The 21588-nt window shown below is 68.5% G+C and carries 22 protein-coding genes and 1 pseudogene; 7 read left to right on the forward strand and 16 right to left on the reverse strand.

All coding sequences use genetic code 11. The features are described from left to right. Positions 1-424: 424 nt before the first annotated feature. Positions 425-1564 (reverse strand): M23 family metallopeptidase, encoded by a 1140-nt coding sequence (locus tag IF20_RS38620; protein WP_324605615.1) that lies wholly within the window; start codon positions 1562-1564, stop codon positions 425-427. Between the two features lie 473 nt (positions 1565-2037). On the opposite strand from IF20_RS38620, the gene rpsB reads away from it, so the two are divergent. The 5 genes from rpsB (at position 2038) to IF20_RS34395 (ending at position 6810) form a co-directional block, all read left to right on the forward strand. Next, positions 2038-2919 carry a 30S ribosomal protein S2 gene (gene rpsB, locus IF20_RS34375; protein ID WP_052869370.1) on the forward strand — a complete coding sequence of 294 codons (882 nt, stop codon included), beginning with the start codon at positions 2038-2040 and terminating at the stop codon, positions 2917-2919. Positions 2920-3020: 101 nt separating this feature from the next. Continuing rightward, positions 3021-3857, forward strand: a complete 837-nt coding sequence (gene tsf / locus IF20_RS34380) for a translation elongation factor Ts (protein ID WP_052869371.1) — start codon at positions 3021-3023, stop codon at positions 3855-3857. Between the two features lie 204 nt (positions 3858-4061). Next, the gene (gene pyrH / locus IF20_RS34385; protein WP_030624865.1) at positions 4062-4826 is read left to right on the forward strand and encodes a UMP kinase; all 765 of its coding nucleotides are present in this window, start codon (positions 4062-4064) and stop codon (positions 4824-4826) included. Between the two features lie 296 nt (positions 4827-5122). Beyond that, a complete protein-coding gene (gene frr, locus IF20_RS34390) occupies positions 5123-5680 on the forward strand; it encodes a ribosome recycling factor (protein ID WP_052869372.1) in 558 nt (185 codons plus the stop codon). Continuing rightward, positions 5680-6810, forward strand: a complete 1131-nt coding sequence (locus IF20_RS34395) for a phosphatidate cytidylyltransferase (RefSeq protein ID WP_110944829.1) — start codon at positions 5680-5682, stop codon at positions 6808-6810. The genes frr and IF20_RS34395 overlap by 1 nt, the downstream gene beginning before the upstream one ends. Before the next feature lie 158 nt (positions 6811-6968). Here IF20_RS34395 and IF20_RS40305 read toward each other — a convergent pair. The 12 genes and pseudogenes from IF20_RS40305 to IF20_RS34450 form a co-directional block, all read right to left on the reverse strand. Continuing rightward, a pseudogene (locus IF20_RS40305) lies at positions 6969-7082 on the reverse strand (nickel-binding protein); the annotation flags it as partial. 733 nt (positions 7083-7815) lie between these two features. After that, the gene (locus IF20_RS34400; protein WP_052869373.1) at positions 7816-9051 is read right to left on the reverse strand and encodes a tyrosine-type recombinase/integrase; all 1236 of its coding nucleotides are present in this window, start codon (positions 9049-9051) and stop codon (positions 7816-7818) included. Continuing rightward, entirely contained in the window at positions 9051-9248 is a 198-nt protein-coding gene (locus IF20_RS34405) for a helix-turn-helix transcriptional regulator (RefSeq protein ID WP_052869374.1), read from the reverse strand. Before IF20_RS34405 ends, IF20_RS34400 begins: the two co-directional genes overlap by 1 nt. Beyond that, positions 9245-10645, reverse strand: coding sequence for a replication initiator protein RepSA (gene repSA / locus IF20_RS34410; RefSeq protein WP_052869375.1), 1401 nt, complete (start codon positions 10643-10645; stop codon positions 9245-9247). Before repSA ends, IF20_RS34405 begins: the two co-directional genes overlap by 4 nt. Continuing rightward, a complete protein-coding gene (locus tag IF20_RS34415; RefSeq protein ID WP_052869376.1) occupies positions 10642-11349 on the reverse strand; it encodes a DNA cytosine methyltransferase in 708 nt (235 codons plus the stop codon). Before IF20_RS34415 ends, repSA begins: the two co-directional genes overlap by 4 nt. Continuing rightward, positions 11346-11543: a hypothetical protein gene (locus tag IF20_RS34420; RefSeq protein ID WP_052869409.1), complete on the reverse strand. Its 198-nt coding sequence runs from the start codon at positions 11541-11543 to the stop codon at positions 11346-11348. Before IF20_RS34420 ends, IF20_RS34415 begins: the two co-directional genes overlap by 4 nt. A 5-nt stretch (positions 11544-11548) precedes the next feature. Beyond that, the gene (locus IF20_RS34425) at positions 11549-11737 is read right to left on the reverse strand and encodes a hypothetical protein (protein WP_324605616.1); all 189 of its coding nucleotides are present in this window, start codon (positions 11735-11737) and stop codon (positions 11549-11551) included. Between the two features lie 90 nt (positions 11738-11827). Next, positions 11828-12097 carry a hypothetical protein gene (locus IF20_RS34430; RefSeq protein ID WP_052869377.1) on the reverse strand — a complete coding sequence of 90 codons (270 nt, stop codon included), beginning with the start codon at positions 12095-12097 and terminating at the stop codon, positions 11828-11830. Between the two features lie 19 nt (positions 12098-12116). After that, a complete protein-coding gene (locus IF20_RS34435) occupies positions 12117-12305 on the reverse strand; it encodes a mobile element transfer protein (RefSeq protein WP_052869378.1) in 189 nt (62 codons plus the stop codon). An 11-nt stretch (positions 12306-12316) separates the two neighbouring features. Continuing rightward, on the reverse strand, positions 12317-13063 hold the full coding sequence (locus tag IF20_RS34440) for a DUF2637 domain-containing protein (RefSeq protein WP_052869379.1): 747 nt from the start codon (positions 13061-13063) through the stop codon (positions 12317-12319). A gap of 89 nt (positions 13064-13152) precedes the next feature. Continuing rightward, positions 13153-14499, reverse strand: a complete 1347-nt coding sequence (locus tag IF20_RS34445; RefSeq protein WP_052869380.1) for an FtsK/SpoIIIE domain-containing protein — start codon at positions 14497-14499, stop codon at positions 13153-13155. 2 nt (positions 14500-14501) lie between these two features. Further along, positions 14502-14831 (reverse strand): SCO3933 family regulatory protein, encoded by a 330-nt coding sequence (locus IF20_RS34450; protein ID WP_052869381.1) that lies wholly within the window; start codon positions 14829-14831, stop codon positions 14502-14504. A gap of 196 nt (positions 14832-15027) precedes the next feature. Between IF20_RS34450 and IF20_RS34455 the strand changes: the two genes are divergently transcribed. Beyond that, complete coding sequence (locus IF20_RS34455) at positions 15028-15786, forward strand: GntR family transcriptional regulator (RefSeq protein WP_052869382.1); 759 nt, start codon at positions 15028-15030, stop codon at positions 15784-15786. 4 nt (positions 15787-15790) lie between these two features. Here the strand turns inward: IF20_RS34455 and IF20_RS34460 are convergent, their stop codons facing one another. The 3 genes from IF20_RS34460 to IF20_RS39580 all read right to left on the reverse strand — a co-directional run bounded on the left by IF20_RS34460 (position 15791) and on the right by IF20_RS39580 (position 18361). Then, positions 15791-16405 carry a nuclease-related domain-containing protein gene (locus IF20_RS34460; protein WP_234426954.1) on the reverse strand — a complete coding sequence of 205 codons (615 nt, stop codon included), beginning with the start codon at positions 16403-16405 and terminating at the stop codon, positions 15791-15793. A 1197-nt stretch (positions 16406-17602) separates the two neighbouring features. Continuing rightward, positions 17603-18106, reverse strand: coding sequence for a hypothetical protein (locus IF20_RS39575; protein ID WP_199896889.1), 504 nt, complete (start codon positions 18104-18106; stop codon positions 17603-17605). A gap of 108 nt (positions 18107-18214) precedes the next feature. Further along, complete coding sequence (locus IF20_RS39580; protein ID WP_199896890.1) at positions 18215-18361, reverse strand: hypothetical protein; 147 nt, start codon at positions 18359-18361, stop codon at positions 18215-18217. 1878 nt (positions 18362-20239) lie between these two features. On the opposite strand from IF20_RS39580, the gene IF20_RS34465 reads away from it, so the two are divergent. Continuing rightward, positions 20240-21541, forward strand: a complete 1302-nt coding sequence (locus IF20_RS34465; protein ID WP_052869383.1) for a restriction endonuclease — start codon at positions 20240-20242, stop codon at positions 21539-21541. The last annotated feature ends 47 nt before the right edge of the window (positions 21542-21588 follow it).

Genomic DNA, 21588 nt, shown 5'->3' on the forward strand with positions numbered 1-21588 from the left:
ACGGCATACGAGATCATGCCTAGTCTCGTGGGCTCGGAGATGTGTATAAGAGACAGCTCTTCTTCTCCACCACCACCTACGAGACAGCCCACCTCCGGCGTTCTGTCCGCCGGACGGCCCTCTCCCGCCACGCGGGCTCATCCGCCCACGCACTCGCGCCCGGCGTCGTGGGCGCCGGCCGTCAGCCCTGCCCCCCGCCAGGCACCGGCCCGTCAGGCACCGGTCCCTCCAGGCGCCGGCTCCTCCAGGGGCCGCTGGCCGCGCCCCTCCAGCGCTGACCGCGCCCCATCAGTGTTGGGTACGCACTTGCCCGTACGCCTGTATTGACGGCTGACGGCTGGCGGCGGCGCGGCTGCCCCCTTGGTCAATCTGCCGGTGGTCGCCTCGCCCCCTTAGGCCTCCGAGGGAGGTCGCTACGAGACCGTCACCTCCTTCCGATCCTCCCGACCCTCCCGGCCCTCCTGGTTCGCTCGGCCTGCCCGAGCCTCCCGGCCCACCCGGTCCTCCCAGTCCTCCCGGTTTCTCTCCGGGCTTCCCTGTGGCGTAGGTGGGTGTGTCGGGTGTGGGACCAGGCGGCTGTTGCTGCGAGCGCGAGGGTTGCGGCGATTGTGGTGAGGCTGGTGTCGGAAGCGAGGTCGGCCGCGGTGGGGGACAGGAGGGGCGGTGTTCGGGGCTTGTAGGTAGGGGGTCGGGGACGGGGTTCGGGGATGTGGAAGACCGGGAGCAGGCGGGGCGCGGCGTTCGTGAGCAGGGACGGTGGGAGGAGGGAGAGCGGGTCCAGGTAGGTGCGGCCGCGGCGGAGGCCCCAGTGGAGGCATGCGGTCTCGCAGTGATACGGGCCGGCCTGGAGGACGGCGACGGGCTGACCGGCTCTGACGTGGGCGCCCTTGCGGACCGTGGGGCGCACCGGCTCGTACGTCGTGCGGAGCGGTGGCCGGCCGGTGTCGGACAGGGCGATGGACAGGACACCCCGGCCGGCGACCTTGCCCGCGAACGTGACGCGGCCGGGGGCGGCTGCTCGTACGGTCGCCCCGGAACGTGAGCCGAGGTCCACGCCACGGTGGCCGGCCGCCCAAGGGGTGGGCGGAGGCAACCAGGGGCGCATGACGACTGGACGCGCGCCTGTTATCCCCGAGACCGGCCAGGCCCGGTTTGCGGAGGTTCCTCTGGGCACGTGTCCCGCCGAGGGTGATCGGTGGGCGGTCGGGGCGCTGCGGGCTGCCGCCACTGCAGGCGGCGGGGAGGGGAAGGGACCGGGCCCGACCAGAACCACGAAACCGATGACACATCCGGCGACGCAATCGGCGACGCAATCGGCGACGCGACCGATGGCGCGGACGATGGCGCCAGCCGCAGCCCGCGCCCGCGCCCGCGCCCCAGCCCTCGTGCCGCTGCCGCTGCGTACCCGTACCCGTACCTGTAGCCATAGCCATAGCCATAGCCATAGCCATAGCCAGGGCCGGCTCCGGTCCGGGGGCCGCGTCCGGGCTCGCAAGCCAACCCGAATCCGGGCTCGCGTCCGGCCCCCGGGGCAAGTGCGAAGGTGCTGCTGTGACTGGCGCATGAGGTGACCGTGACCGATGAGGGGCCAGGCGGGGGGATCTTGGGGCGAGGCTGTGGATCACGGTCGTGGTTGTGGACGACACCGTCACTCGTGTGAGTGTGGAACGCGAGTGCGGGCTGTGAGTGTGGAAGCGGGGCCTTCGCCACACCCACACCCCCACCCTCACCCCGAACCCGAGCCCCTCGGCTCGCGCCCCTTGCCGCGGCATGTCGCTAGGTGGTTCGGGGTTCCCGTACACTTCTTGTGGCGATCCGGGTGACCGGGTCGACTTCGCACGCCCCGCCACCAGCGCGTCACTCCCCGTGCTTCACGCGAAGCGCAGTGGAGACGCAGCGCACACGGTGGCCGCGTCCCTCGGTCCTGAACAGGTGTCCCGGTCCATGCCGGAGCCCCCGTGCAGGCAGGCGCGCAGGGGCGTCAGGCACAGCGGCCGCCCGGCCGCGGTGGAACCGAGAAACACAAGGAGAACGGCCATGGCCGTCGTCACGATGCGGGAGCTGCTGGAGAGCGGCGTCCACTTCGGGCACCAGACCCGCCGCTGGAACCCGAAGATGAAGCGCTTCATCTTCACCGAGCGCAACGGCATCTACATCATCGACCTGCTCCAGTCGCTGTCGTACATCGACCGCGCCTACGAGTTCGTCAAGGAGACCGTCGCCCACGGCGGCTCCGTCATGTTCGTCGGCACCAAGAAGCAGGCCCAGGAGGCCATCGCGGAGCAGGCGACCCGCGTGGGCATGCCCTACGTGAACCAGCGCTGGCTCGGCGGCATGCTGACCAACTTCTCGACCGTCTACAAGCGCCTGCAGCGCCTGAAGGAGCTCGAGCAGATCGACTTCGAGGACGTGGCCGCCTCCGGCCTCACCAAGAAGGAGCTGCTGGTTCTCTCCCGCGAGAAGGCCAAGCTGGAGAAGACCCTCGGCGGTATCCGCGAGATGCAGAAGGTGCCCAGCGCCGTCTGGATCGTGGACACCAAGAAGGAGCACATCGCGGTCGGCGAGGCCCGGAAGCTCAACATCCCGGTCGTCGCCATCCTCGACACCAACTGTGACCCCGACGAGGTCGACTACAAGATCCCGGGCAACGACGACGCGATCCGCTCCGTCACCCTGCTCACCCGCGTGATCGCCGACGCCGTCGCCGAGGGCCTCATCGCCCGCTCCGGTGGTGCCGAGGCCAAGGGCGAGAAGGCCGCCGGCGAGCCGCTCGCCGAGTGGGAGCGTGACCTGCTCGAGGGTGAGAAGGCCAAGGACGCCGCCGAGGAGCCCAAGGCTGACGAGGCCAAGGCCGAGGAGAAGCCGGCCGAGGCCCCCGCCGCCGAGGCCGAGAAGCCGGCCGAGGCCGAGCAGGCCTGACACCTCAGCATCGGATGACGACGGCGGGGGCCGGTGCCACAAGCGCCGCCCCCGCCGTCCACCCGTAGATCTTTCGACTTTCGAGAAGAGATTCACAGATCATGGCGAACTACACCGCCGCTGACGTCAAGAAGCTCCGTGAGCTCACCGGCGCCGGCATGATGGACTGCAAGAAGGCGCTGGACGAGGCCGACGGCAACGTCGACAAGGCCGTCGAGGCCCTGCGCATCAAGGGCCAGAAGGGCGTCGCCAAGCGCGAGGGCCGTTCCGCCGAGAACGGCGCCGTCGTCTCCCTCATCGCCGACGACAACGCCTCCGGTGTCATCGTCGAGCTGAAGTGCGAGACGGACTTCGTCGCCAAGGGTGACAAGTTCCAGGCCGTCGCCAAGCAGATCGCCGAGCACGTCGCCGCCACCAAGCCGGCCGACATCCAGGCCCTGCTCGCCTCCGAGATCGAGCCCGGCAAGACCGTTCAGGCGTTCGTCGACGAGGCCAACGCGAACCTGGGCGAGAAGATCGTTCTGGACCGCTTCGCGCAGTTCACCGACGGCTTCGTGACCGCGTACATGCACCGCACCATGCCCGACCTGCCCCCGCAGATCGGCGTCCTCGTCGAGTTCGACAAGGAGAACGCCGAGGTCGCCAAGGGCATCGCGCAGCACATCGCCGCCTTCGCGCCGAAGTACCTGTCCCGCGAGGACGTGCCGGCCGAGGTCGTCGAGGCCGAGCGCCGCGTCGCCGAGGAGACCACCCGCGCGGAGGGCAAGCCCGAGGCCGCCCTGCCGAAGATCGTCGAGGGTCGCGTCAACGGCTTCTTCAAGGAGGCGACGCTGCTCGGTCAGCCGTACGCCCTCGACAACAAGAAGTCCGTCGAGAAGGTCCTCCAGGAGGCCGGTGTCACCCTGAAGCGCTTCGCGCGCATCAAGGTCGGCATCTGAGTCGAGTCGAAACCCTGCCGCCGGGCCACGGTCTTCCGGGCCGGGCCTGTCGCAGGGCAGCGAATGACCCGCGGCCCCGCTAGGGTCGTACGCAGTCGGCCGCTCACCGGCCGACCGCAGATGTGACGAGGAGGCCATTGCCGTACAGGGATCTGACCAGTTCCCCGGCAATGGCCTTCTTCGTATGTGCACGAGGAGAGCGCAATGAATCACGGTGCCGACGGCGCGGACAAAGCCCACAAAAAGGGGAAGGGCCGCTTCCTTCTGAAGCTTTCGGGGGAGGCGTTCGCCGGCGGCGGAGGTCTGGGTGTCGACCCGGACGTCGTGCACGCCATCGCCCGTGAGATCTCGGCCGTGGTCCGTGAGGGGTACGAGATCGCCATCGTGATCGGCGGTGGCAACTTCTTCCGCGGCGCCGAACTGCAGCAGCGCGGCATGGACCGGGCCCGTAGCGACTACATGGGCATGCTCGGCACGGTCATGAACTGTCTGGCCCTTCAGGACTTCCTGGAGAAGGAGGGCATCGACTGCCGCGTGCAGACCGCCATCACCATGGGCCAGGTCGCCGAGCCGTACATCCCGCTGCGCGCCATCCGCCACCTGGAGAAGGACCGCGTGGTCATCTTCGGTGCGGGCATGGGCATGCCGTACTTCTCCACCGACACCACCGCGGCCCAGCGCGCCCTGGAGATCGACGCGCAGGCCATGCTCATGGGTAAGAACGGCGTCGACGGCGTCTACGACTCCGACCCCAAGAAGAACCCCGACGCGGTGAAGTTCGACGCGCTCGAGTACGGCGAGGTCATCACCCGCGACCTGAAGGTCGCCGATGCCACCGCCATCACGCTGTGCCGCGACAACAAGCTTCCGATCCTCGTCTTCGAGCTGCTCGCCGAGGGCAATATCGCGCGCGCCGTGAAGGGTGAGAAGATCGGCACGCTCGTCAGCGATCAGGGCACCAGGGCCTGACAGCTCACACCGCCGCGATCCGTGACGGGCAGCAGGTGCCCGTACGGTCCGTACGGACACCTCGTGGCCGTCCGTACGATCCGTAGGGGCGGCACGGGCCGACCGTACGAGCCGTACGGGGAGCATGCGTTCGCCCGCACGAACCGTACGGGCGGCACCCGTACGCGCGGCAACTCCCTGCCGTGGGAAGACCACGGCACGGGGATGGACAACCGCCTGCCGGTCGGACACCGTGCAGGAGAAGACGCGCGCAGGGGCGAGGCTCTGCTTCTTACGAATAAGACCAGGAGCAAGTGGTGATCGAAGAGACCCTCCTCGAGGCCGAGGAGAAGATGGAAAAGGCCGTCGTGGTCGCCAAGGAGGACTTCGCCGCGATCCGCACCGGGCGTGCGCACCCGGCGATGTTCAACAAGATCGTGGCGGACTACTACGGTGCCTTGACGCCGATCAACCAGCTGGCGTCGTTCTCGGTGCCCGAGCCGCGGATGGCCGTGGTGACCCCGTTCGACAAGAGCGCGCTGCGCAACATCGAGCAGGCCATCCGCGACTCCGACCTCGGCGTCAACCCGAGCAACGACGGCAACATCATTCGCGTGAACTTCCCCGAGCTCACCGAAGAGCGCCGCAAGGAGTTCATCAAGGTCGCCAAGAACAAGGCCGAGGACGCGAAGATCTCGATCCGCAGCATCCGCCGTAAGGCCAAGGAGACCCTCGACAAGCTCGTCAAGGACAAGGAGACCGGCGAGGACGAGGTGCGCCGCGCCGAGAAGGAGCTCGACGACACCACCGCGAAGTACGTCGCGCAGGTGGACGAGCTGCTCAAGCACAAGGAATCCGAGCTGCTCGAGGTCTGATGAACGAGTCTTCCTGGGGGGCCCGCCCCACGCCCTCGGCGGGCGGGACCCCACCCGGCGCCGGGCCGTGGCCACCTGGCACGGTACCGGCCGCCCCGTCGGCGGGTCCCGTGCACGACCGGGCCGCGGCAGCGCAGACTCGGCCCATGCCCACCGTGCCCGACGCAGGCGGAGACCAGGACGACCACCGGGACGAACGGGGGGCCGCTCGGCTGAGTGGCCCCCTCTTCCACGATGACCAGCACCGGGAACCCATGCCCACAACCCCGCCGGCACCGGACGACAGCCCCTCCCCGGAGAAACCGGCGAAGAAGAGCGCGGGCCGCAATCTGCGGGCCGCCATAGGGGTGGGCGTCGGCCTCGGCGCGATCATCGTGCTCTCGCTGTTCGTCTACAAGCCGGTCTTCGTGGGCGTCATCGCGGTGGCCGTGGTCGTCGGCCTGTGGGAGCTGACCTCCCGCCTCGCGGAGCGCAAGGACATCCGCGTGCCCCTGGTGCCGCTCGCGGTCGGCGGTACGGCCATGGTCGTCGCCGGCTACGTACGCGGGGCCGAGGGCGCCTGGGTGGCGATGGCGCTCACGGCGCTCGCGGTCCTCGTCTGGCGGATGACCGAGGCTCCGGACCACTACCTCAGGGACGTCACCGCGGGCGTCTTCGCGGCGTTCTACGTGCCGTTCCTGGCGACCTTCGTGGCCATGATGCTCGCGGCCGACGCGGACGGGCCGTGGCGGGTCCTGACGTTCCTGCTGCTCACGGTCGTCAGCGACACCGGTGCCTACGCCGTCGGCTGGCGCTTCGGCAAGAGCAAGCTCGCCCCCCGCATCAGCCCCGGCAAGACCCGCGAGGGCCTCGTCGGCGCGGTGGTCTTCGCCATGGTGGCGGGCGCGCTGTGCATGCAGTTCCTCATCGAGGACGGCGCGTGGTGGCAGGGCCTGCTCCTGGGCCTCGCCGTCGCCGCCAGCGCCACCCTCGGCGACCTCGGCGAATCCATGATCAAGCGGGACCTGGGCATCAAGGACATGGGCACGCTGCTGCCCGGCCACGGCGGCATCATGGACCGCCTGGACTCCCTCCTGCCCACGGCCCCGGTGGTCTGGCTCCTCCTGGTCCTCTTCGTGGGCACGGGCTGACGCGCCCCCTCGCACCACCCCACAGGCCCCCGCGCGAACTGCGCGGGGGCCTGTGATCGTCGGGTACGTACCCCTGTCCGCGGTTCTCCGCGGTTCTCCGTGGTTCTCCGTGGTTCTCCGTGGTTCTCCGCGGTTCCTCGCGGTCCGGAGCCGTGCCGTCACATGGACAAGGGGACCGGGTAGCTCTCGTCGGCCCGGTGACCGGCGCGTTCGTGGATGCGCTGGACCGCGTCGGCCGAGGGGGCCTCGGAGAGGCAGTGGACCGTGCCGGTCCCCCTCCGTCCTCCGCCCGTACGCCCACAGCGGCGACCGGACGGACCATGGCCCGGAGGGCGCCCCGTGCCACGGCGAGGGTGACGGCCCCCACCCTTCTCCCGCCCGGGCCGCCCCCGATGATCTGCGACACTGGATGGACCATGCCTGCACCTGGAGAACTTGCGTCTCACGGGTAGCCAAACGGCCCCCTACCTGCGGTTTCTCCGCTGATAGGGGGCCGTCGTTTGTGCTCTGGGCCGTCTGTGGGCCGCCGGGCCTCAAGCGCGGCGGGCAAACACCCGCTCGTAGACGACGAGGAAGGGGGCGATGTAGGCGGTCGCCTCTGTGGGGGTAGCGGCGCCAGCGGTGATGAGGACGGCTCCCGCGGCGAGTGCGCTGACATAGGTGAGGCCAGTTACCCAAGCGGGCATGGGGCCGTGGCTTCTCGGCGAACGATTGTCCATAGTGGTCGTGGTCTCCGCTTCCTAGCGCGATTCGGGGACTTGCCGCCCGCCTGGCGTGCAGTGCCTGCGGGCGGCATCACGATAGCCGTTCCGAGCTTCACTATGCGCACCTTTCCAAGGTGAATAGCTATCTTTCGCGAAAGAAAGTTAAGTTATACGCGTCAATCGCCTGCGGTTCAAAGGTTCGCTTCCGTTGATTCGTAAGCGTTGCTGCTATAGGGCCAGCAAGGTATTGGCCCGCCAGCCCTGGACGCCTTCCATGCAGAGTCCGTCTGGTGTGACTGTCTCAAGACTGTGCGGTGCACCACACTTGATCTACTGTCTTGCGGGTGCGCTCACTGCTGGTCGGCAGCAGGTGCGCGTACACCCTGAGCGTCATTGCCGGGTCGCTGTGCCCGAGGTACTCGCTCACGGCCTTGATGCTTTCTCCAGCGTCCAGGAGGACCGAAGCGTAGAAGTGCCGTAGGGCGTGCATGCCGTGCTCGCGCGCCGAGTCGTAAGGCTCGCCCTGTTCCGGTTCGGGGATAAGGCCGGCCGCAGCGAGGGCGGGCTTCCACTCCTGCACGTTGAAGTTGCTCCGCCAGACGATGCCGCCAGCTGTGTTCGAGAACAGGAGGCGCTTCGTGACCGGGGGCCCGTCCGGCTTCTTCCACGGCAACGTGACCGGCACCGGCTTGAAGGCGTCCATGTGGTCGCGGAACGCGTCGGCCACTGAGGAGGGCAGCGGGACATCACGTTCCTTGTTGCCCTTCGGCGGCGCGAACACGGCCTTTCCACGGATGAGCTTCACCTGCCGTACGACGTGAAGGGTGTTGGCCTCGAAGTCCACGGCGTCATCTTCGGCAAGCCCGATGATTTCGCCCTGACGGAGGCCGCACCCGGCGCCGGCATCGGTCATCGCTCGATACCGCTCCGGGAGCGCGGCCCGTACGGCGAAGACCTGTTCCGGGAGCCATGGGATGACGCGACCGGACTCAACAGCCGGAGGTCGTACGGACTTCGCGCTGCATGGGTTGCGGCTGAGTAGCCCGTCATCGACGGCCGCCGACAGGACAGCCCGCACGTTTGCGTAGATGGTGCGCGCGTACGTTCCCTCGATCGGGGCATCTTCCAGGGCCCTGACGAGCTGCTGAATGTGGGACGGCCGGAAGGAGTCCAGAGGCCGCGAACCGATCCGCGGAAAGGCGTGCAGCCGCAGCCGCGTTTCGACCGAGACCTGCGTTGTCGGGTCTGTGGTCTGCGCGGTCAGCCAGCGCTCCGCGAACTGCTGGAAGGTGATGCGAGACGCTCGCGGGTCGATGTACTGACCGCGTGTCATGTCGGCTTCGATGTTGACGAGCCACTTTTCAGCAAGACGCTTCTGCCGGTCGGGGAAGGACTTGCTCTTCTCCGTGCCGTCCGGGCCGACGTAGCGGGCGCGGTAGCGCATGCCGGAGCCGTAGCGGTCGCTCTTGACCTTGCGGGGCTTGCCGTCCGGTCCGATCTCGGTCTTGTACCAGCGGTCCTGGATGTGCCCGGCCATCAGGCGGCCTCGCTCATCTGCTCAGTGACCCAGCGGCGGACGACCTCGGGGTCGTAGCGGACGTGCTTGCCGACCCGGAAGCCGCGGGGGCCGGTGCGCTTGCGCCGCCACTGGTAGACGGTCTCGATCGGGACACCGAAGAGGTCCGCGAGGTCGACCGGGGTCAGGAACCGCTCGGGCAGCGTGCGGGCGCTCATGTCCAGCTCTCCTCTGACTCCAGTTCGGCGCGTACTTCGCGGGCGATCTCGCGGTTCTCCTGGATCTCGCGGGCGAGGTTGGCGGCGAGCCAGGATTCGCCGGGCGTGTGGCCGTGCCCGGCGTAGGCCCAGTGGGCGATGACGCGGGTGGTGGCTTCGGGGTGGTCGTCGGGGCCGGGGAGGCCGAGGGCGGCGCGTTGCTGGGCGGCGCGGTAGTCGGCGCGGACCTGGCGCAGGGCGCCGAGGGTGGTGGAGTAGCGGCGGGACTTGGTGGAGAAGTGGCCGCGGAAGCCGAGCATGTGGCCCCACTGCCAGAGCTTGCGGTCGGGGTAGATGTCGTCCAGGTCGCGGCAGGCGCGGATGAGGCGGCGGGTGTGGTCGGGCAGATCGGGGAGCTTGTCCAGTTCGGCGAGTTCGCCGATGCGGCGGTCGACGGTGCCGGTGGTCTCGGCGGCCTTGGTGGCGTACTTGGCCACGTAGGAGGCGACGGCCTGCTCGGTGAGGTCTTCGCCGTTGCCGAAGGCGCCGATGGGCCGGACGTCGAGCTGGGTGCCCCAGCGCAAGGTGCGGGCGGGCTGGTCCCCGACCGGAGGCAGCTCGATCTCCGCGCGGGCAGCAGCGGCCCGCAGGGCGTCGGTGAGCAGGTCGATGGTCGCCCAGGCCGGGGGTGCGGTGTCGGGTCCGTCCGGACCGTCGAAGCGGATCACCGCGTGGAAGTGGATGGCGCCGCGCTTTTGGTACTCGGCGACCTTGCCGTAGGAGACCCGGAGCTGTCCCTTGAGCGCCTTCTGCGTGATGCCGGCGCGCTTGGCCAGCTCGCGGGGCAGGTAGATGGTGACGTACCGCCACAGGTGGCCGGCGTGGTTGTTCCACAGCACCGCGCCCGCGTAGTCGTAGGTTTCCGGGTTCAGGGCGGTGCCGAGCTCGGGGGCGTCGGCCTGGTGGTGGACGCCGCAGCGGCAGGGACGGTGGCCGTCGTCGGGACGGTTGTGCACCGGACCGAAGGAGGGGGCGGTGAGCGTGGCGAAGACGCGCGGGTGGTCCCGGACGGTCTCCGGGGTGCCCTTGGCTTCGTCGCCGGTGAGCCCGGCGCGGATGAGGTGGTAGGTGTCGCCCGCGTAGGTCCAGGCGCACGAAGGGCAGCGGGAGGCGCGGCGGTTGCCGCAGGCCACCCGGAGCCGTCCGCCGGGCTCGGCGTCGGTGGAGTAGGCGTGCAGAACGGTGCCGGTCGCCCGGTCGACGGTCTTGGTCGCGCCGGTCAGGTGGATCGGGTCGGAGCATCCGCCGGTGCGGCGGATCTGTTCTTCCCAGCGGTCGAAGCCGGGGGACCCGGCCACCCGGAGGAGATCCCCCAGAGTGGTCGGGTCCAGGCCCGCCAGGGTGGCGGCGTCGGTCATACGAGCACCTCCTGACGGCAGGTGAGGAAGGCGGTGCCGATCCACTGGGTGAAGGCCGGCGGGATGGCCTCGGTCAGCTCCTCGCGGACGTCGGTCCAGGTGATGTCCATGGCCGTCTGCATCTCGGGCACGGTGGCCTTGCCCCCGCCAGCGCCGTAGGCGGCGACATACGGGCCGTCGCGGTGGACGCCATGGCGGACGCCGCGGACGTAGCCCCGATGGGCGGGGTGGGGAGGCTGTGGGGTCGACCAGCGGCCGAGTTCGAAGGTGCGGTGGCGCAGCACGCCCAGGCCGAAGGACTCCCCGCACAGCCGCAGGTCCCGGCGGACCGGGGCCTTGCCGGTGGGCTGCTCGATCACGTACGGGAGACCGGACGCGTCCAGCAGGGCGCGCAGTTCGGGGATGAGCTGGACGTGCTCGCCGCCCCAGCCGCGGGACTGGTTGGTGCCCACAGTCAGCGTGCAGCCGGCCTGGCAGGGCGGGGAGTTGTGGATCAGGGCGTAGCGCTCGATCTCCCCGGTGTCGATGAGCCGGGCCAGGTGCTCCAGGGCGTCGGCGCGGTGGAAGGTGAAGGGGTAGCGGGGGCGGTCGGCGATGTCCACGCCGTCGACAGCGAAGCCGGCGCGGTGGTAGCCCATGGCGGCGCCACCTGCGCAGCAGAACAGGTCCAGGAGGCGCAGACCGTTGCGGGATGCGGTGGTCATGAGCGGCCCTTTCGCCCGGCGCAGGTGTTGCGGTGGTCGGTCCAGGCGGCGACGAGGTCGCGGGCCTGGTCGTCCCCCTGGGCCTGACGGGTCTCGCCGCAGCCGCAGGCATAGGACGCGGTGGCCGGGCGGTGCGGGGAGGGCTTGGAGACATGGACGCCGGGGCCGGCCGGGGTCGGGGTGAGATCGGCCACGACGCTCACCGGTCCAGGGACGCGACGGCGACGCGGCGGGCGAACGTGCCGGCGCCCTCACAGGTCCGGCAGACGACGGTGAGGGTCTTGCGGGTGCCGTCGAGGTTCTTCTGGCCGGTGGTGATGGCAACGGTCGGGAAGCCGTCGCAGTCGGGGCAGAGCCGGACGCGGGCAGGGCGGGTCTCGGGCATCATGAAGGTGTCCCTTTCGGGTCAGTGCATCTGGAAGGGGTCAGGCGCCCGGGGCGGCGGAAGTTTGGCGACCGAGGCCGCCCCGGGGGCCGTTCAGCGCTTGCGGGCGAGCTTGAGGCTGATGCCCGCGCCGCCCACGGTGGGGACGGCGGCTGCGGCAGCGGCGGCCGCGATCTGGAACGTCACGGCAAGGACGATCAGGACCACGGATGCGCCGATCGCGATGGTGATGGTCAGCAGGATCGGGCCCGCGTAGGAGCGCGGCGGCGCCTGGATGACGACGACTTCGCCGGGGTGGACGCTGGCCGGAATCAGGTCGGCCGGGCGGTGGTTGGCGCGGAGCTGGGCGTCCGGGTAGCGCATGGGCCTTGCCTCCGTCCGGTCAGGGGTTGCAGCGGTGGGTGCGAGCGGCGAGCTCGGCGGCGGCCCTGTCCGGCTTCTCGACCGAGAAGCGGCAGCCGGGGGCGGTGCAGGTGGCGGTGTGCTTGGTCCGTCCCCGCCCGTCGTAGTAGGAGCCGACCTGGACGGGGCCGATGCGGATCACGTCGTAGAAGCGGTTCGGGCGAGCCATTGCTCTTCCTTTCAGGCGAGTTGGGCGGTGATGGCGTCGGCGAGGACCGGCGGGACGCCGAGGCGGGCGCGGAGGGTGTCCGCGTCGATCGGGGTGCCGGTGGCGGCCTGGTGGTTGTCGGCGACCTTCCGGGCGTGGGCGATCAGAGCCGGGGGCACGGCAGGTGCCGGCGGGGCGGGCCGGGGCGACGGCTCGACCGGGGCAGGCTCCGGCCGTTGCTCGGGCACCGGATCCGGTTCAGGCACCTTCTCGGGCTCCGGCTCGGGGAGTTCCGCCGGAGATGGCTCCGGGAGCCGTTCGACGGTGACCGGCTCCGCGACCGGTTCAGCCGCGGGCACCGGGGCCGGGGCGGGGTCGGTGACCAGGGTGTGCACCTGCCGCATGAGGGCGCCGAAGGCCAGCAGCGCGGCGGACGGCGGCACGGCTGCTACCACGTAGTCGAGGATCGGGGCGTTGGTGCCGACTCCGGCGACGTTGAGGCCGATGCTGCCGAGGGATCCGGCGACGGTCAGGCCGATGGCCCACCAGTCGGTCACATGCCGCAGCGCGGCGCGGAACATCAGGACCTCACCGGCCAGGATGAACAGATCGATGGTGCCCGGCCAGGCCCACCGACGCTCCGGGGATGAGCCAAGGCCGTGGGACTGGGCGACCGAGGCGAGATGGGCGTAGGAGAGCCAGAACGCGGCGATCGTAAGGATCATGATCACGGCCCCGGCGACGAGGATCGCGGTGCGTTCCGCCTGCGGCTTGGTCATCGCGTCCTCCTTCCAAGGTCAGGTTTTTGGCATGGGAGAGGTAGGGGCCTGGCGCGAGACGGCGCACCAACCGGTGACGGGGTGGGGTGTTACTCGGTGATCGGCTGCGGCTTGATCAGCGAGGGTGCATCGGTCGGCTCGTACTCGGCCGGCATCACCGGGCGGAACGGGGCCAGGTACGGCAGGTCCGGGACGAGGTGGGCGTACTCCCGGCAGATGGCTGCCGCTTGGGCCGGGGTGGTCTCGGCGGTGCGGATGCGGGACCAGCCGCCGGAGGAGTCCCCGGCCACCGCGACGCCGGGCCGGTTGGCGGCGATGGAGGTGGCGGCGGCCACCGCCTCGGGGGAGATGTCGTTCAGGCCCATTTCGGCGGTCTGTTTGTCGTTGACGCGGTGGACGACGCGGCCGGTGAGCTGGGCGCGGAGTGTGGTGGCGCCTTTGCCCAGTTCGGAGCCGAAGCGCTGGCCGCAGACCTCCAGGTAGATGCCGATCGCGCGGGCGAGCTGGCCCAGCCGCACCATCTGCATGACCATCCGGTCCCGGCGTTCCTCCTCCTTCTTTGCCGTGGTCAGGAACAGCTCTGCCACCTCGTCGACCAGGAGCACCAGGGGGACCGGGCGGACGTCCTCGGGCAGGGCCCACAGGTCCGAGACGCCGTAGGCGCTCAGGAGGTCGAAGCGCTTTTCCATCTCCTCAACCAGCGCGTCCAGGACCTGTGAGGCGTCTTCGGGGGTGGTGGCCAGGGCTGAGAGGCGCGGGGCGTAGGTGCTGTGCTCCACCCCGCGCTTGCAGTCGATCCCGACCAGCCCCACCGGCAGTTTGGCCAGCTTGGAGACCAGGTTGCGCTGGTACATGGACTTGCCCGACAGCGTGGCGCCCAGCGTCAGGCTGTGCGGGACCTGGCGGTAGTCACGGACGAACACCGACCCGTCCTCCCGCAGTGCCACCGGCACCACCATCGGCCCCGAAGCCTTCCGCCGGCGCGGCATCTTCACCCGGCGGAGCACGTCGTAGCCGGTCATCCGCAGCTCGACCACACCCGGCTTGGTCTCGGCGACGGTGACGGAGTGGACACCCCAGGCGTGCCGCAGCCGTTCCGTGGCCGCCGCTATGTCCGAGGTCTCCAGACCGGCCGGGAGCCGGAGCGAGGCGACCAGGCCGGTGGAGGCGCCCCGCAGGCGACGGACCTTGGGCGGTACGGGCTGGACCTCGCGGCGGGCGACGTTGCGGACCATGAACGCCCGCAGCTTCGACGGCTGCACCGTCAGCCCGCACACATCCATCGTGGTGCCGTAGGTCCAGGTGAACCGGCCCATCGTCACCGGCATGCCCACCAGCGACCAGTACACGCGAGGAGCGTGGCCCTTGGCGTAGCCGAGGCCACCGACACCGGCGAGAGCACCGGTGGCCTCCAGCACCGTGGTCAGGTCCGCCATGATCAGGCACCCGCCGCGAGGGCCGCCGCGCGGAAGGCGATGCCGTGCCGCTTCTCGCCGTTGAACTCGTTCTCCCAGTCCCGCGCCTTCAGGCCGACGACCGAGACCGGCATGCCCGGCGTCAGCCCCTCGGGGACGCCCGTCTGCGGCACGGAGACCTGGTAGAGGTTGCCCTCCCCCTCATCCGAGACCAGCAGGCCCACCGTCATCAGGTCGGCGCCGGTCTCGCGGTCCTTGGCGATCTCGCCCGTCTTCCGGTTGGCGACCTTCGGGGTCGGCGCGGTCGCGACGAACACCACGGCGGTCGAAGTGTCGATCTTGAACGAAGGCATAGAGCACCCCTTGTTGCTGGGGAGGCCACCCGGTCGGCGACCTCTCTAGACATCTTCGAGTGAAGCGCACGTCTCTAGAGATGTCAATGGAGATGTATAGAGAGGTTCGCGCGTGGCGGGATGGGGCACCAGGCTCGGATGCAGCGACGGACGTATGTCCTAGGCTGTCTAGAGAGGAAGGAAGGAGGGAGACGCAATGACCGCGAAGAACGGCGCCCGACAGCCGAAGTACCAGCGCATTGCTGACGCGCTTCGGGAGGCAATCACGGCAGGTGAGTACGGCCCTGGTGATCGCTTGCCAGGCGAGAACGACCTCATGGCGAAGTACGACGTGGCCCGGATGACCGCCCGGCAGGCTCTTGGAGTCTTGCAGAACGAGGGGCTCGCCGAGTCACGCAAGGGTGCTGGCGTATTCGTTCGGGCGTTCCGACCGCTGCGACGACGCGGCATCCAGCGCCTCTCCCAGGAGCAGTGGGGCTCAGGCCGTTCGATCTGGTCGGCCGACACCGAGGGCCGACAGCTCACCGTGGATCAGGTCACCGTTACTGAGGAGCCAACTCCTGAGCGGATCGCGAGCGTCCTCGACATCGCCCCGGAGTCGGCCGTCTGCGTCCGCAACCGGCGATTCGTCCTTGATGGAAAGCCGGTCCTGCTGGCCACGAGCTACCTGCCGGCGGAGCTGGTCGCGGGCTCGGCCATCACCCAGGAGGACACGGGGCCGGGCGGCACGTACGCGCGCCTTGCGGAGCTCGGAGCCAAGCCGGTCCACTTCCGCGAAGAAGTGCGGTCCCGTATGCCCTCCCAGGACGAAGCGAAGCGGCTCAACCTCTCCATGGGCACGCCGGTGATGCTCATCTGCCGGACCGCATTCGCCGACGGAGGCCGACCCGTCGAGGTCAACGAGATGACTCTCGACTCCGCTTCCTACGTACTTGAGTATGACTTCGACGCCTAACCGGTCAATGCGACGACCAGGTGCCGGGCTGGCGCGCCACCTCGAAGATGCGGTCAACGGTCTCCGAGGACAGCACAGGTGTCATCCCTGACAGCAGGCGATCCAGCCCGGCAACGTCGACGACGAGTACGGGTGGAGCTGAGTTCTTCACCGTGACTTTGGCAGCGTCCACGACAGCGATGACGGGCCGGACGGGCACTGGCACAGCGCAACGCCGAGCGAGGCTCTTCTCTACACGCTGTGCCTCGTGCTGACTGATCGCGATGTGCCGGGTGGGAGCCCGGTTCACGGTGATGGCGTGATCTCCGTACCAGACTGTCTTGCCCTTGTGCCGCTTCGAGTTGATCGTGAAGACGCCGGCCGGGCCGATAGCCAAGTGATCGATGTCGGATCCGCTCGCCCACTGGATGGCGTGCAGGATATGCCACTCGCGCGAACGTAACTTGTTGAGCCGTCGTGCTGTGGCCCGCTCTCCGATCAGGCCATCCGTCCAGGAGCGGATCTCAGACTTGGGAGACAGCCGGGCGATCATCCGCTTGAAACCGTTGGGCTCCAGATCCCGGATCTTGCGGCGTACCGCGGCACCCGGTCTATTCAATGCCAGATCTTCGTGCATCATCCCTGCCTTCCTGCTGATCAGTTACGGCAGTCAGAGCAGCATGCGTACGGCGCCACGACAAGACGGCGTTGGGCGGTGGGGAAGGGAGCTGTTACAGGTTTCTCTACCTCATCAAGCTCCCCACCCTGCGGGCGGGGAGGAGGCGGGCGGGGCCACTCTTGGGGCTCTCGCTGAGGGGTGCCGTTCCCTGCCGGGCCTACCTGGTGCCGATCACCGGGGCTCGCCGTTGAAGCCCGTGGGCATCGATCACGGCCAGCATCCGTCACGAACCTTGTCGGCCGGGAGCTCCGCGAAGGCCCTCCGGAACCGCGCGGCTTGCGGCTTTGGCCTTGCGGGGGCTCTTGCCTTCGGCATCCGGCGCGCAGGCCAACGGCTTGTCCAGCCGCCGCTACGAATCACACCCCACCGGCCCGTCACACGGGCCGGCGCGGGCACGGGGGCTCGGGCGCCGCTCCTGCCTTCGGCCCGCTCCGCCCGGCCCCCGGCCCCGCGCCACCGAAGGATGCCACGGGGTAATTCGCTTCACGCTTTGTCCCGCCCAAAGCAGCGCCGGAACGAGCAGCCACCCCACCGGCCAACGCCCCCACCGGCGGATCCCAGGGCCATCACGGGCACCCACCACCAGGTCCAGGGGGAGCAGCCAGAGTACGCCCGCGGCTCAGGGCGTGCCCATCGGGGAGCCCCGGGGGCGGCGAGAAGAGTGCAGGTGGGAAGTGGTGAGGGTGGGCGGAAGCGGTGAGCGGTTTACGTGCCAGGCGCGCTGCCGACTGCCCCATAGGCCCTAGTTCTGAGAGAAGGCGGGCTACGGGAGGGGTGGGGTCGGGGCGGCCGAGCAGTCCGGGCGAGAACGCCGGCATGGCGCGGGCCGCCGTACCGCCACCGTCACGGATGCACCAGCGTGAGCGGACCGGACGCCGAGTACGTGGCTGAGGGGGAGCACCTGCTGCCGCGATGTGGCGAAGGTCCGTAGGCGTTCCACTCGACGCGGCGCCGTCGGGGCCGAGGAGCGTGTCGCGCCTAGAGTCTTTTGCACCACCCCGCCGCGGGCGCCACTCCCAGCGTGTCAGCGGGCCGCACCACGACGCGCGGTCGAAGGGAGTTCTGTTCTGTTGCCGTGATGTGGCCAGGCCCGTCATGGGTGCATTCACTCAGGACAGGCTCTCACAATGCACCGTTTCTATGCCTGCGATCTTCTTCTCATCCGTCCAACAAGCTCCGACAAAGCTCGGTGAACTGCTCAAGCAACTCTTCGGCTTCGTCACTAGCGGACCTTGCACGATCCCAGGACTCGCCTCGCCGCTCGACTGGACCGTCATACGCCACTCGCAACAGACGATGCCAGAGGTCGAGGCGGAAGGAGATATTAGTGGTGAGATTACCGATCTCTTGTGGCCCCTCTAGTGCTACAAGTGATGCTGCCTCTTCAGCTAGAGCAGCGGCCGTTTCCAGGTCATCGATGAGACTTGTCACTTCAGCTTCAGAACGTTGTGCGGACTCATGGGCCACTGTCCCGATTCTGAGCGCTTGCGTCGCCCGCGTGATGAAGGCGCTGTACGCGTCTCTGCGCACCTCCCGGCGCCATTGTTCGTGCTGGTTTCGTCTTTGATCGCGACCAGTTAGACGCGCAGCGCCTATGGTGCCTACGACGCCGATGAGCCCACCGACGACAGCACCGGCGAGCGTGAAGGCCCCTTCGCTCATACTCTGCTCCTTTCCGGTAAATGACATTGGCGGAGAGGAGACTGACCAGCAGCTCCAATGGTTGTCTTAGCGAAACCTTTGTGGGCCTCGTGCGTCGCCAGTTGCGCTTCAGACCTCGAACCACGTGGAGAGCACGCCGGCAGCCGTGGCACAGACCACGCCGAGACCGGCTAGGACAGCCGGCATGCTGATGTCCGGCACCGATTGCTTGAGCAGTTCCAGCTGCAGGCGCTCACGGCTGTACATCACGTCCAACCACGTTCCTTCGGGGGGAAGGTCCCGGGTTAGCCGAGCGCTCTTTTCTTCGTCGGAAAGAGCAGAGTCAGACATGACCTGATCAACCAGGTCGAGCTTGACCTGAAGTTGGGTCCGTCGGTCCCCGAAGGCTCGCCATATGTTATAGAGGCCAACAGCAGGCAGCACGCCACCCAGCACAGTAAGAACAGTGACTATCCACTTCATTGGCTAGCGCGTCTCCCACCCAGTGACACTTGGTGTCGTTCTCGCTTTAGCTGCGCCAAGAGTGATGCTGCCGTTTCATCTGTGATGGGCCACTGATTCGGGTCCCACTGTGGCTCGAAGTAGGGTTCCAGCGCTGCAAGCTCTCGGCGCATCTCGTGCATGGCTTCCGCCAACCGATCGAACCCGCGAATAGCAAGCTCCGCGTTGAAGTCGGCTGCACGTTGCGGGTCTGGCCCAAGCTCGCTTGGAGCCACGTGCCGGGGGTAGTGCCGGGCGAAGTCCGCTGCCTTGACGGCTGCGATGGCCCGGTCAAATGCCTCGCGTCGAGCTGTCTGCCAAGACTGACGGCGGGTCCCCCAGGGGTTTAGGAAGGCGCCTATGGCCACGCCAGCGAGCGCGAAAATTGGTGCTATCCATGGCGTAAGCCCGGCCATTTGAACCCCCCGATCGTTCTCCTGCCGCAGATGGAGGGTAGCTCCTCGACTCCACGCTTGGGTCCTCTCTGAGACGTCCGAGGTCGCTCAGCAGCGGATAACGACGACCGGTGACGGCCGTGCCCGGCGTCAGCGGTCCGTGCTCAGGCCAAGGAAAGCGCAGGTCGGCAAGATCACTAGCAAGCCTCAGGGCAAGAAGCTGCGGCCCCGTGCCCCTTCCGTGCCCGATCGGTCGGGGAACGACGGGGAGTCGCAGGCACTGACAGGCAGCGCTCAAAGTGGAAGGCCCCGACCGAATTTGCTGGTCAGGGGCGTTCTAAGTGCGGAGGCTGTGGGATTTGAACCCACGGTGACGTTGCCGCCACGACAGTTTTCAAGGTTGTACGAGCTTACTGCCCGCGGCTCAGGCCGCTGCTTGGATCGTCCAAAGCTTCGCGAGCCGTGCGCTCGAAGGCCCTCAGCGCCTCCCTGGCTTCTCCTGGCAGGCGCTCGTAGGGGCGTGGCGGAGGCGATGGAACAATCCCTTGCGCCGTCTCGTTGGCGAGACGCGAACGCCACTCACCGAGTGATCGTCCAACAGCGTCGGCAGCCTGCGCTACGACCGTCGGGCCCTCCACGACAACCATGGAGCTGGCCTTGCTGAAGGATCCCTGCGACTCAGCAGCTGTCTGCAGCAAGTCTCGCACCTCTGAGGTAAGCGGTCCGTCTTCGGTTTGGCGTCTATGCACCGCATGGAGAGCTGCGAGGTAGTCGGTAGCTGCTGCGACGAAGGACGCGTAAGCCTCGCGTCGCCCCTGCCTGCGCCAATGTTCATGCTGAGACTGGCGCTGGATCCTCCCAGTGAACCGAGCAGCCCCGAGCGTTCCCACCGCGCCGAGCGCTGCGCCAACAACCGCCGCCACAGCGGCCACTACAGCCGTGTCCCCCGCATTCATGGCAGGGATTGTGCCAGACGTGGATCTTCGGACGCTGGGGGGTGTGAAGGCCCACCGTGAGCGTTGGCGGAGCTGAGGAGCCACGCAGCTGACATCCGGCGCTGACATCAACAGTGGCGGACGGCGGGAGATTCGGACGGTTCACCACGCCCCATAGGTGGTACGGCACACAGGCCCCGGCAGGAACTTACAAGGCAGTGATCAGTGCTGGTTGCCGGCATGGGCACCGCCCGTGTCAGTGGGTCCCTCTAGTCTCGGCGGAAGATCATCGAGACTGCATCATCCGGGGAGGGGCAGCAACAGTGGGTGGAAAGCTGCGAGTTGGCCAGGTCTTCCGCTACGCGAGCGGTAAGGACCCCAAGCCGCCTGCTGTGGACGGTCATCCCAACTTCTATTTCGCAACGCACTCACCGGGCCTCAAGCGCGCCTCGCTGGAGGCTGGCATCAATGGGATGGCCAAGATCAGCAGCCCGGACGGTGCCCGCCGCCCCGCCATCCTGATCCGGTCCAGCCCCTGGAAGGCCGGCACTGAGCAGACGCCGTGGCATGACGTGTTCGACATGGATAACGGGCACGTTCGCTACTTCGGAGACCACAAGGCCGGCCAGAGTGCTGCGCCGGGCACCACCACGGGAAACGCAGCGCTGCTGGAAGCCTTCAGCGGGCATCAGGGGCACACCCCGGAGGAGCGAGCGGCGGCGACGCCCCTGCTCCTCTTCCGTTCCGTGACCCGCAACGGCAAGCAGAAGGGATACGTGGAGTTCTGCGGCGTCGGCGTCATCGAGCGTGCCGAGCGGCTGGTCCAGTGGGCCGGCCGGGAGCACACGACGTTCGTGAACTATGTCTACGACATCGCTCTCATCGATCTGACCGCTGAGGACGACGAGGTGGCCTGGGAGTGGATTCGCGCTCGCAGGGACGAGGGGGCTGCGGACTCGCAGGCTCTCGCATCGGCCCCGCGCGCCTGGCGGGAGTGGGTCAAGCATGGCAACTCTGCGTTGCCGAGGCTTCGCCGTCGCGTCGCGCGAGCCAAGGTGGCGAAGGTGCGCGATCAGCGTCCCCAGGTCGGCACTGCCGAAGCCGCCGACCTGGAAGTGATCTATAAGTACTTCGACAAGAAGAAGCACGACTTCGAAGGATTGGCTTCAGCCGTGGCCGCGCGCGTACTGCGCGGCAGCGGACACAGCTACCTCGAAGGCTGGCTGACTCGAAGGTCCGGAGATGGCGGCGCGGACTTCGTCGGGCGCCTTGATCTCGGCAGTGGCTTGGCCGGCACCAGTCTCGTGGTGCTGGGACAGGCCAAGTGCGTGAAGCCCGAGACGTTGATCACCGCGGAGCAGATCGCCCGGGTGGTTGCCCGCCTCCGGCGCGGGTGGATCGGTGTCTACGTGACGACCGGGGCCTACTCGGAGCCGGCGCAGACGGAGATGGTCGAAGATCAGTACCCGATTGTCCTGGTGAACGGCGCCGACCTTGCCCGAGAGCTTCGGAGCATGGCCCGGGACGATCACGGCGGTGACCTGGTGGCGTGCATCGAGCACGTTCTGAATGGTCAGGCGACGGCCGTCACCAACCGGCGGCCGGAAGAAATCCTGCTGCAGTGACCGACCTGTATCGAGGCTGGTCAGAGGGTGCGAAGTAGGCCGGGACC

Origin of the sequence: Streptomyces niger (genome assembly GCF_000718305.1) — a bacterium.
Classification (GTDB): domain Bacteria; phylum Actinomycetota; class Actinomycetes; order Streptomycetales; family Streptomycetaceae; genus Streptomyces; species Streptomyces niger.

Bases quoted from the DNA above. Each gene is read 5' to 3' on its own strand.
- IF20_RS34400 (WP_052869373.1), bottom strand. From the start codon at position 9,051: ATGGCCGGGCACATCCAGGACCGCTGGTACAAGACCGAGATCGGACCG.
- IF20_RS38620 (WP_324605615.1), bottom strand. From the start codon at position 1,564: ATGCGCCAGTCACAGCAGCACCTTCGCACTTGCCCCGGGGGCCGGACG.
- IF20_RS39575 (WP_199896889.1), bottom strand. From the start codon at position 18,106: ATGAGCGAAGGGGCCTTCACGCTCGCCGGTGCTGTCGTCGGTGGGCTC.
- IF20_RS34435 (WP_052869378.1), bottom strand. From the start codon at position 12,305: ATGGCTCGCCCGAACCGCTTCTACGACGTGATCCGCATCGGCCCCGTC.
- IF20_RS34440 (WP_052869379.1), bottom strand. From the start codon at position 13,063: ATGACCAAGCCGCAGGCGGAACGCACCGCGATCCTCGTCGCCGGGGCC.
- IF20_RS34395 (WP_110944829.1), top strand. From the start codon at position 5,680: ATGAACGAGTCTTCCTGGGGGGCCCGCCCCACGCCCTCGGCGGGCGGG.
- IF20_RS34430 (WP_052869377.1), bottom strand. From the start codon at position 12,097: ATGCGCTACCCGGACGCCCAGCTCCGCGCCAACCACCGCCCGGCCGAC.
- IF20_RS34445 (WP_052869380.1), bottom strand. From the start codon at position 14,499: ATGGCGGACCTGACCACGGTGCTGGAGGCCACCGGTGCTCTCGCCGGT.
- IF20_RS34455 (WP_052869382.1), top strand. From the start codon at position 15,028: ATGACCGCGAAGAACGGCGCCCGACAGCCGAAGTACCAGCGCATTGCT.
- IF20_RS34460 (WP_234426954.1), bottom strand. From the start codon at position 16,405: ATGATGCACGAAGATCTGGCATTGAATAGACCGGGTGCCGCGGTACGC.
- tsf (WP_052869371.1), top strand. From the start codon at position 3,021: ATGGCGAACTACACCGCCGCTGACGTCAAGAAGCTCCGTGAGCTCACC.
- rpsB (WP_052869370.1), top strand. From the start codon at position 2,038: ATGGCCGTCGTCACGATGCGGGAGCTGCTGGAGAGCGGCGTCCACTTC.
- IF20_RS34415 (WP_052869376.1), bottom strand. From the start codon at position 11,349: ATGACCACCGCATCCCGCAACGGTCTGCGCCTCCTGGACCTGTTCTGC.
- repSA (WP_052869375.1), bottom strand. From the start codon at position 10,645: ATGACCGACGCCGCCACCCTGGCGGGCCTGGACCCGACCACTCTGGGG.
- pyrH (WP_030624865.1), top strand. From the start codon at position 4,062: ATGAATCACGGTGCCGACGGCGCGGACAAAGCCCACAAAAAGGGGAAG.
- IF20_RS34425 (WP_324605616.1), bottom strand. From the start codon at position 11,737: ATGATGCCCGAGACCCGCCCTGCCCGCGTCCGGCTCTGCCCCGACTGC.
- IF20_RS34450 (WP_052869381.1), bottom strand. From the start codon at position 14,831: ATGCCTTCGTTCAAGATCGACACTTCGACCGCCGTGGTGTTCGTCGCG.
- IF20_RS34405 (WP_052869374.1), bottom strand. From the start codon at position 9,248: ATGAGCGCCCGCACGCTGCCCGAGCGGTTCCTGACCCCGGTCGACCTC.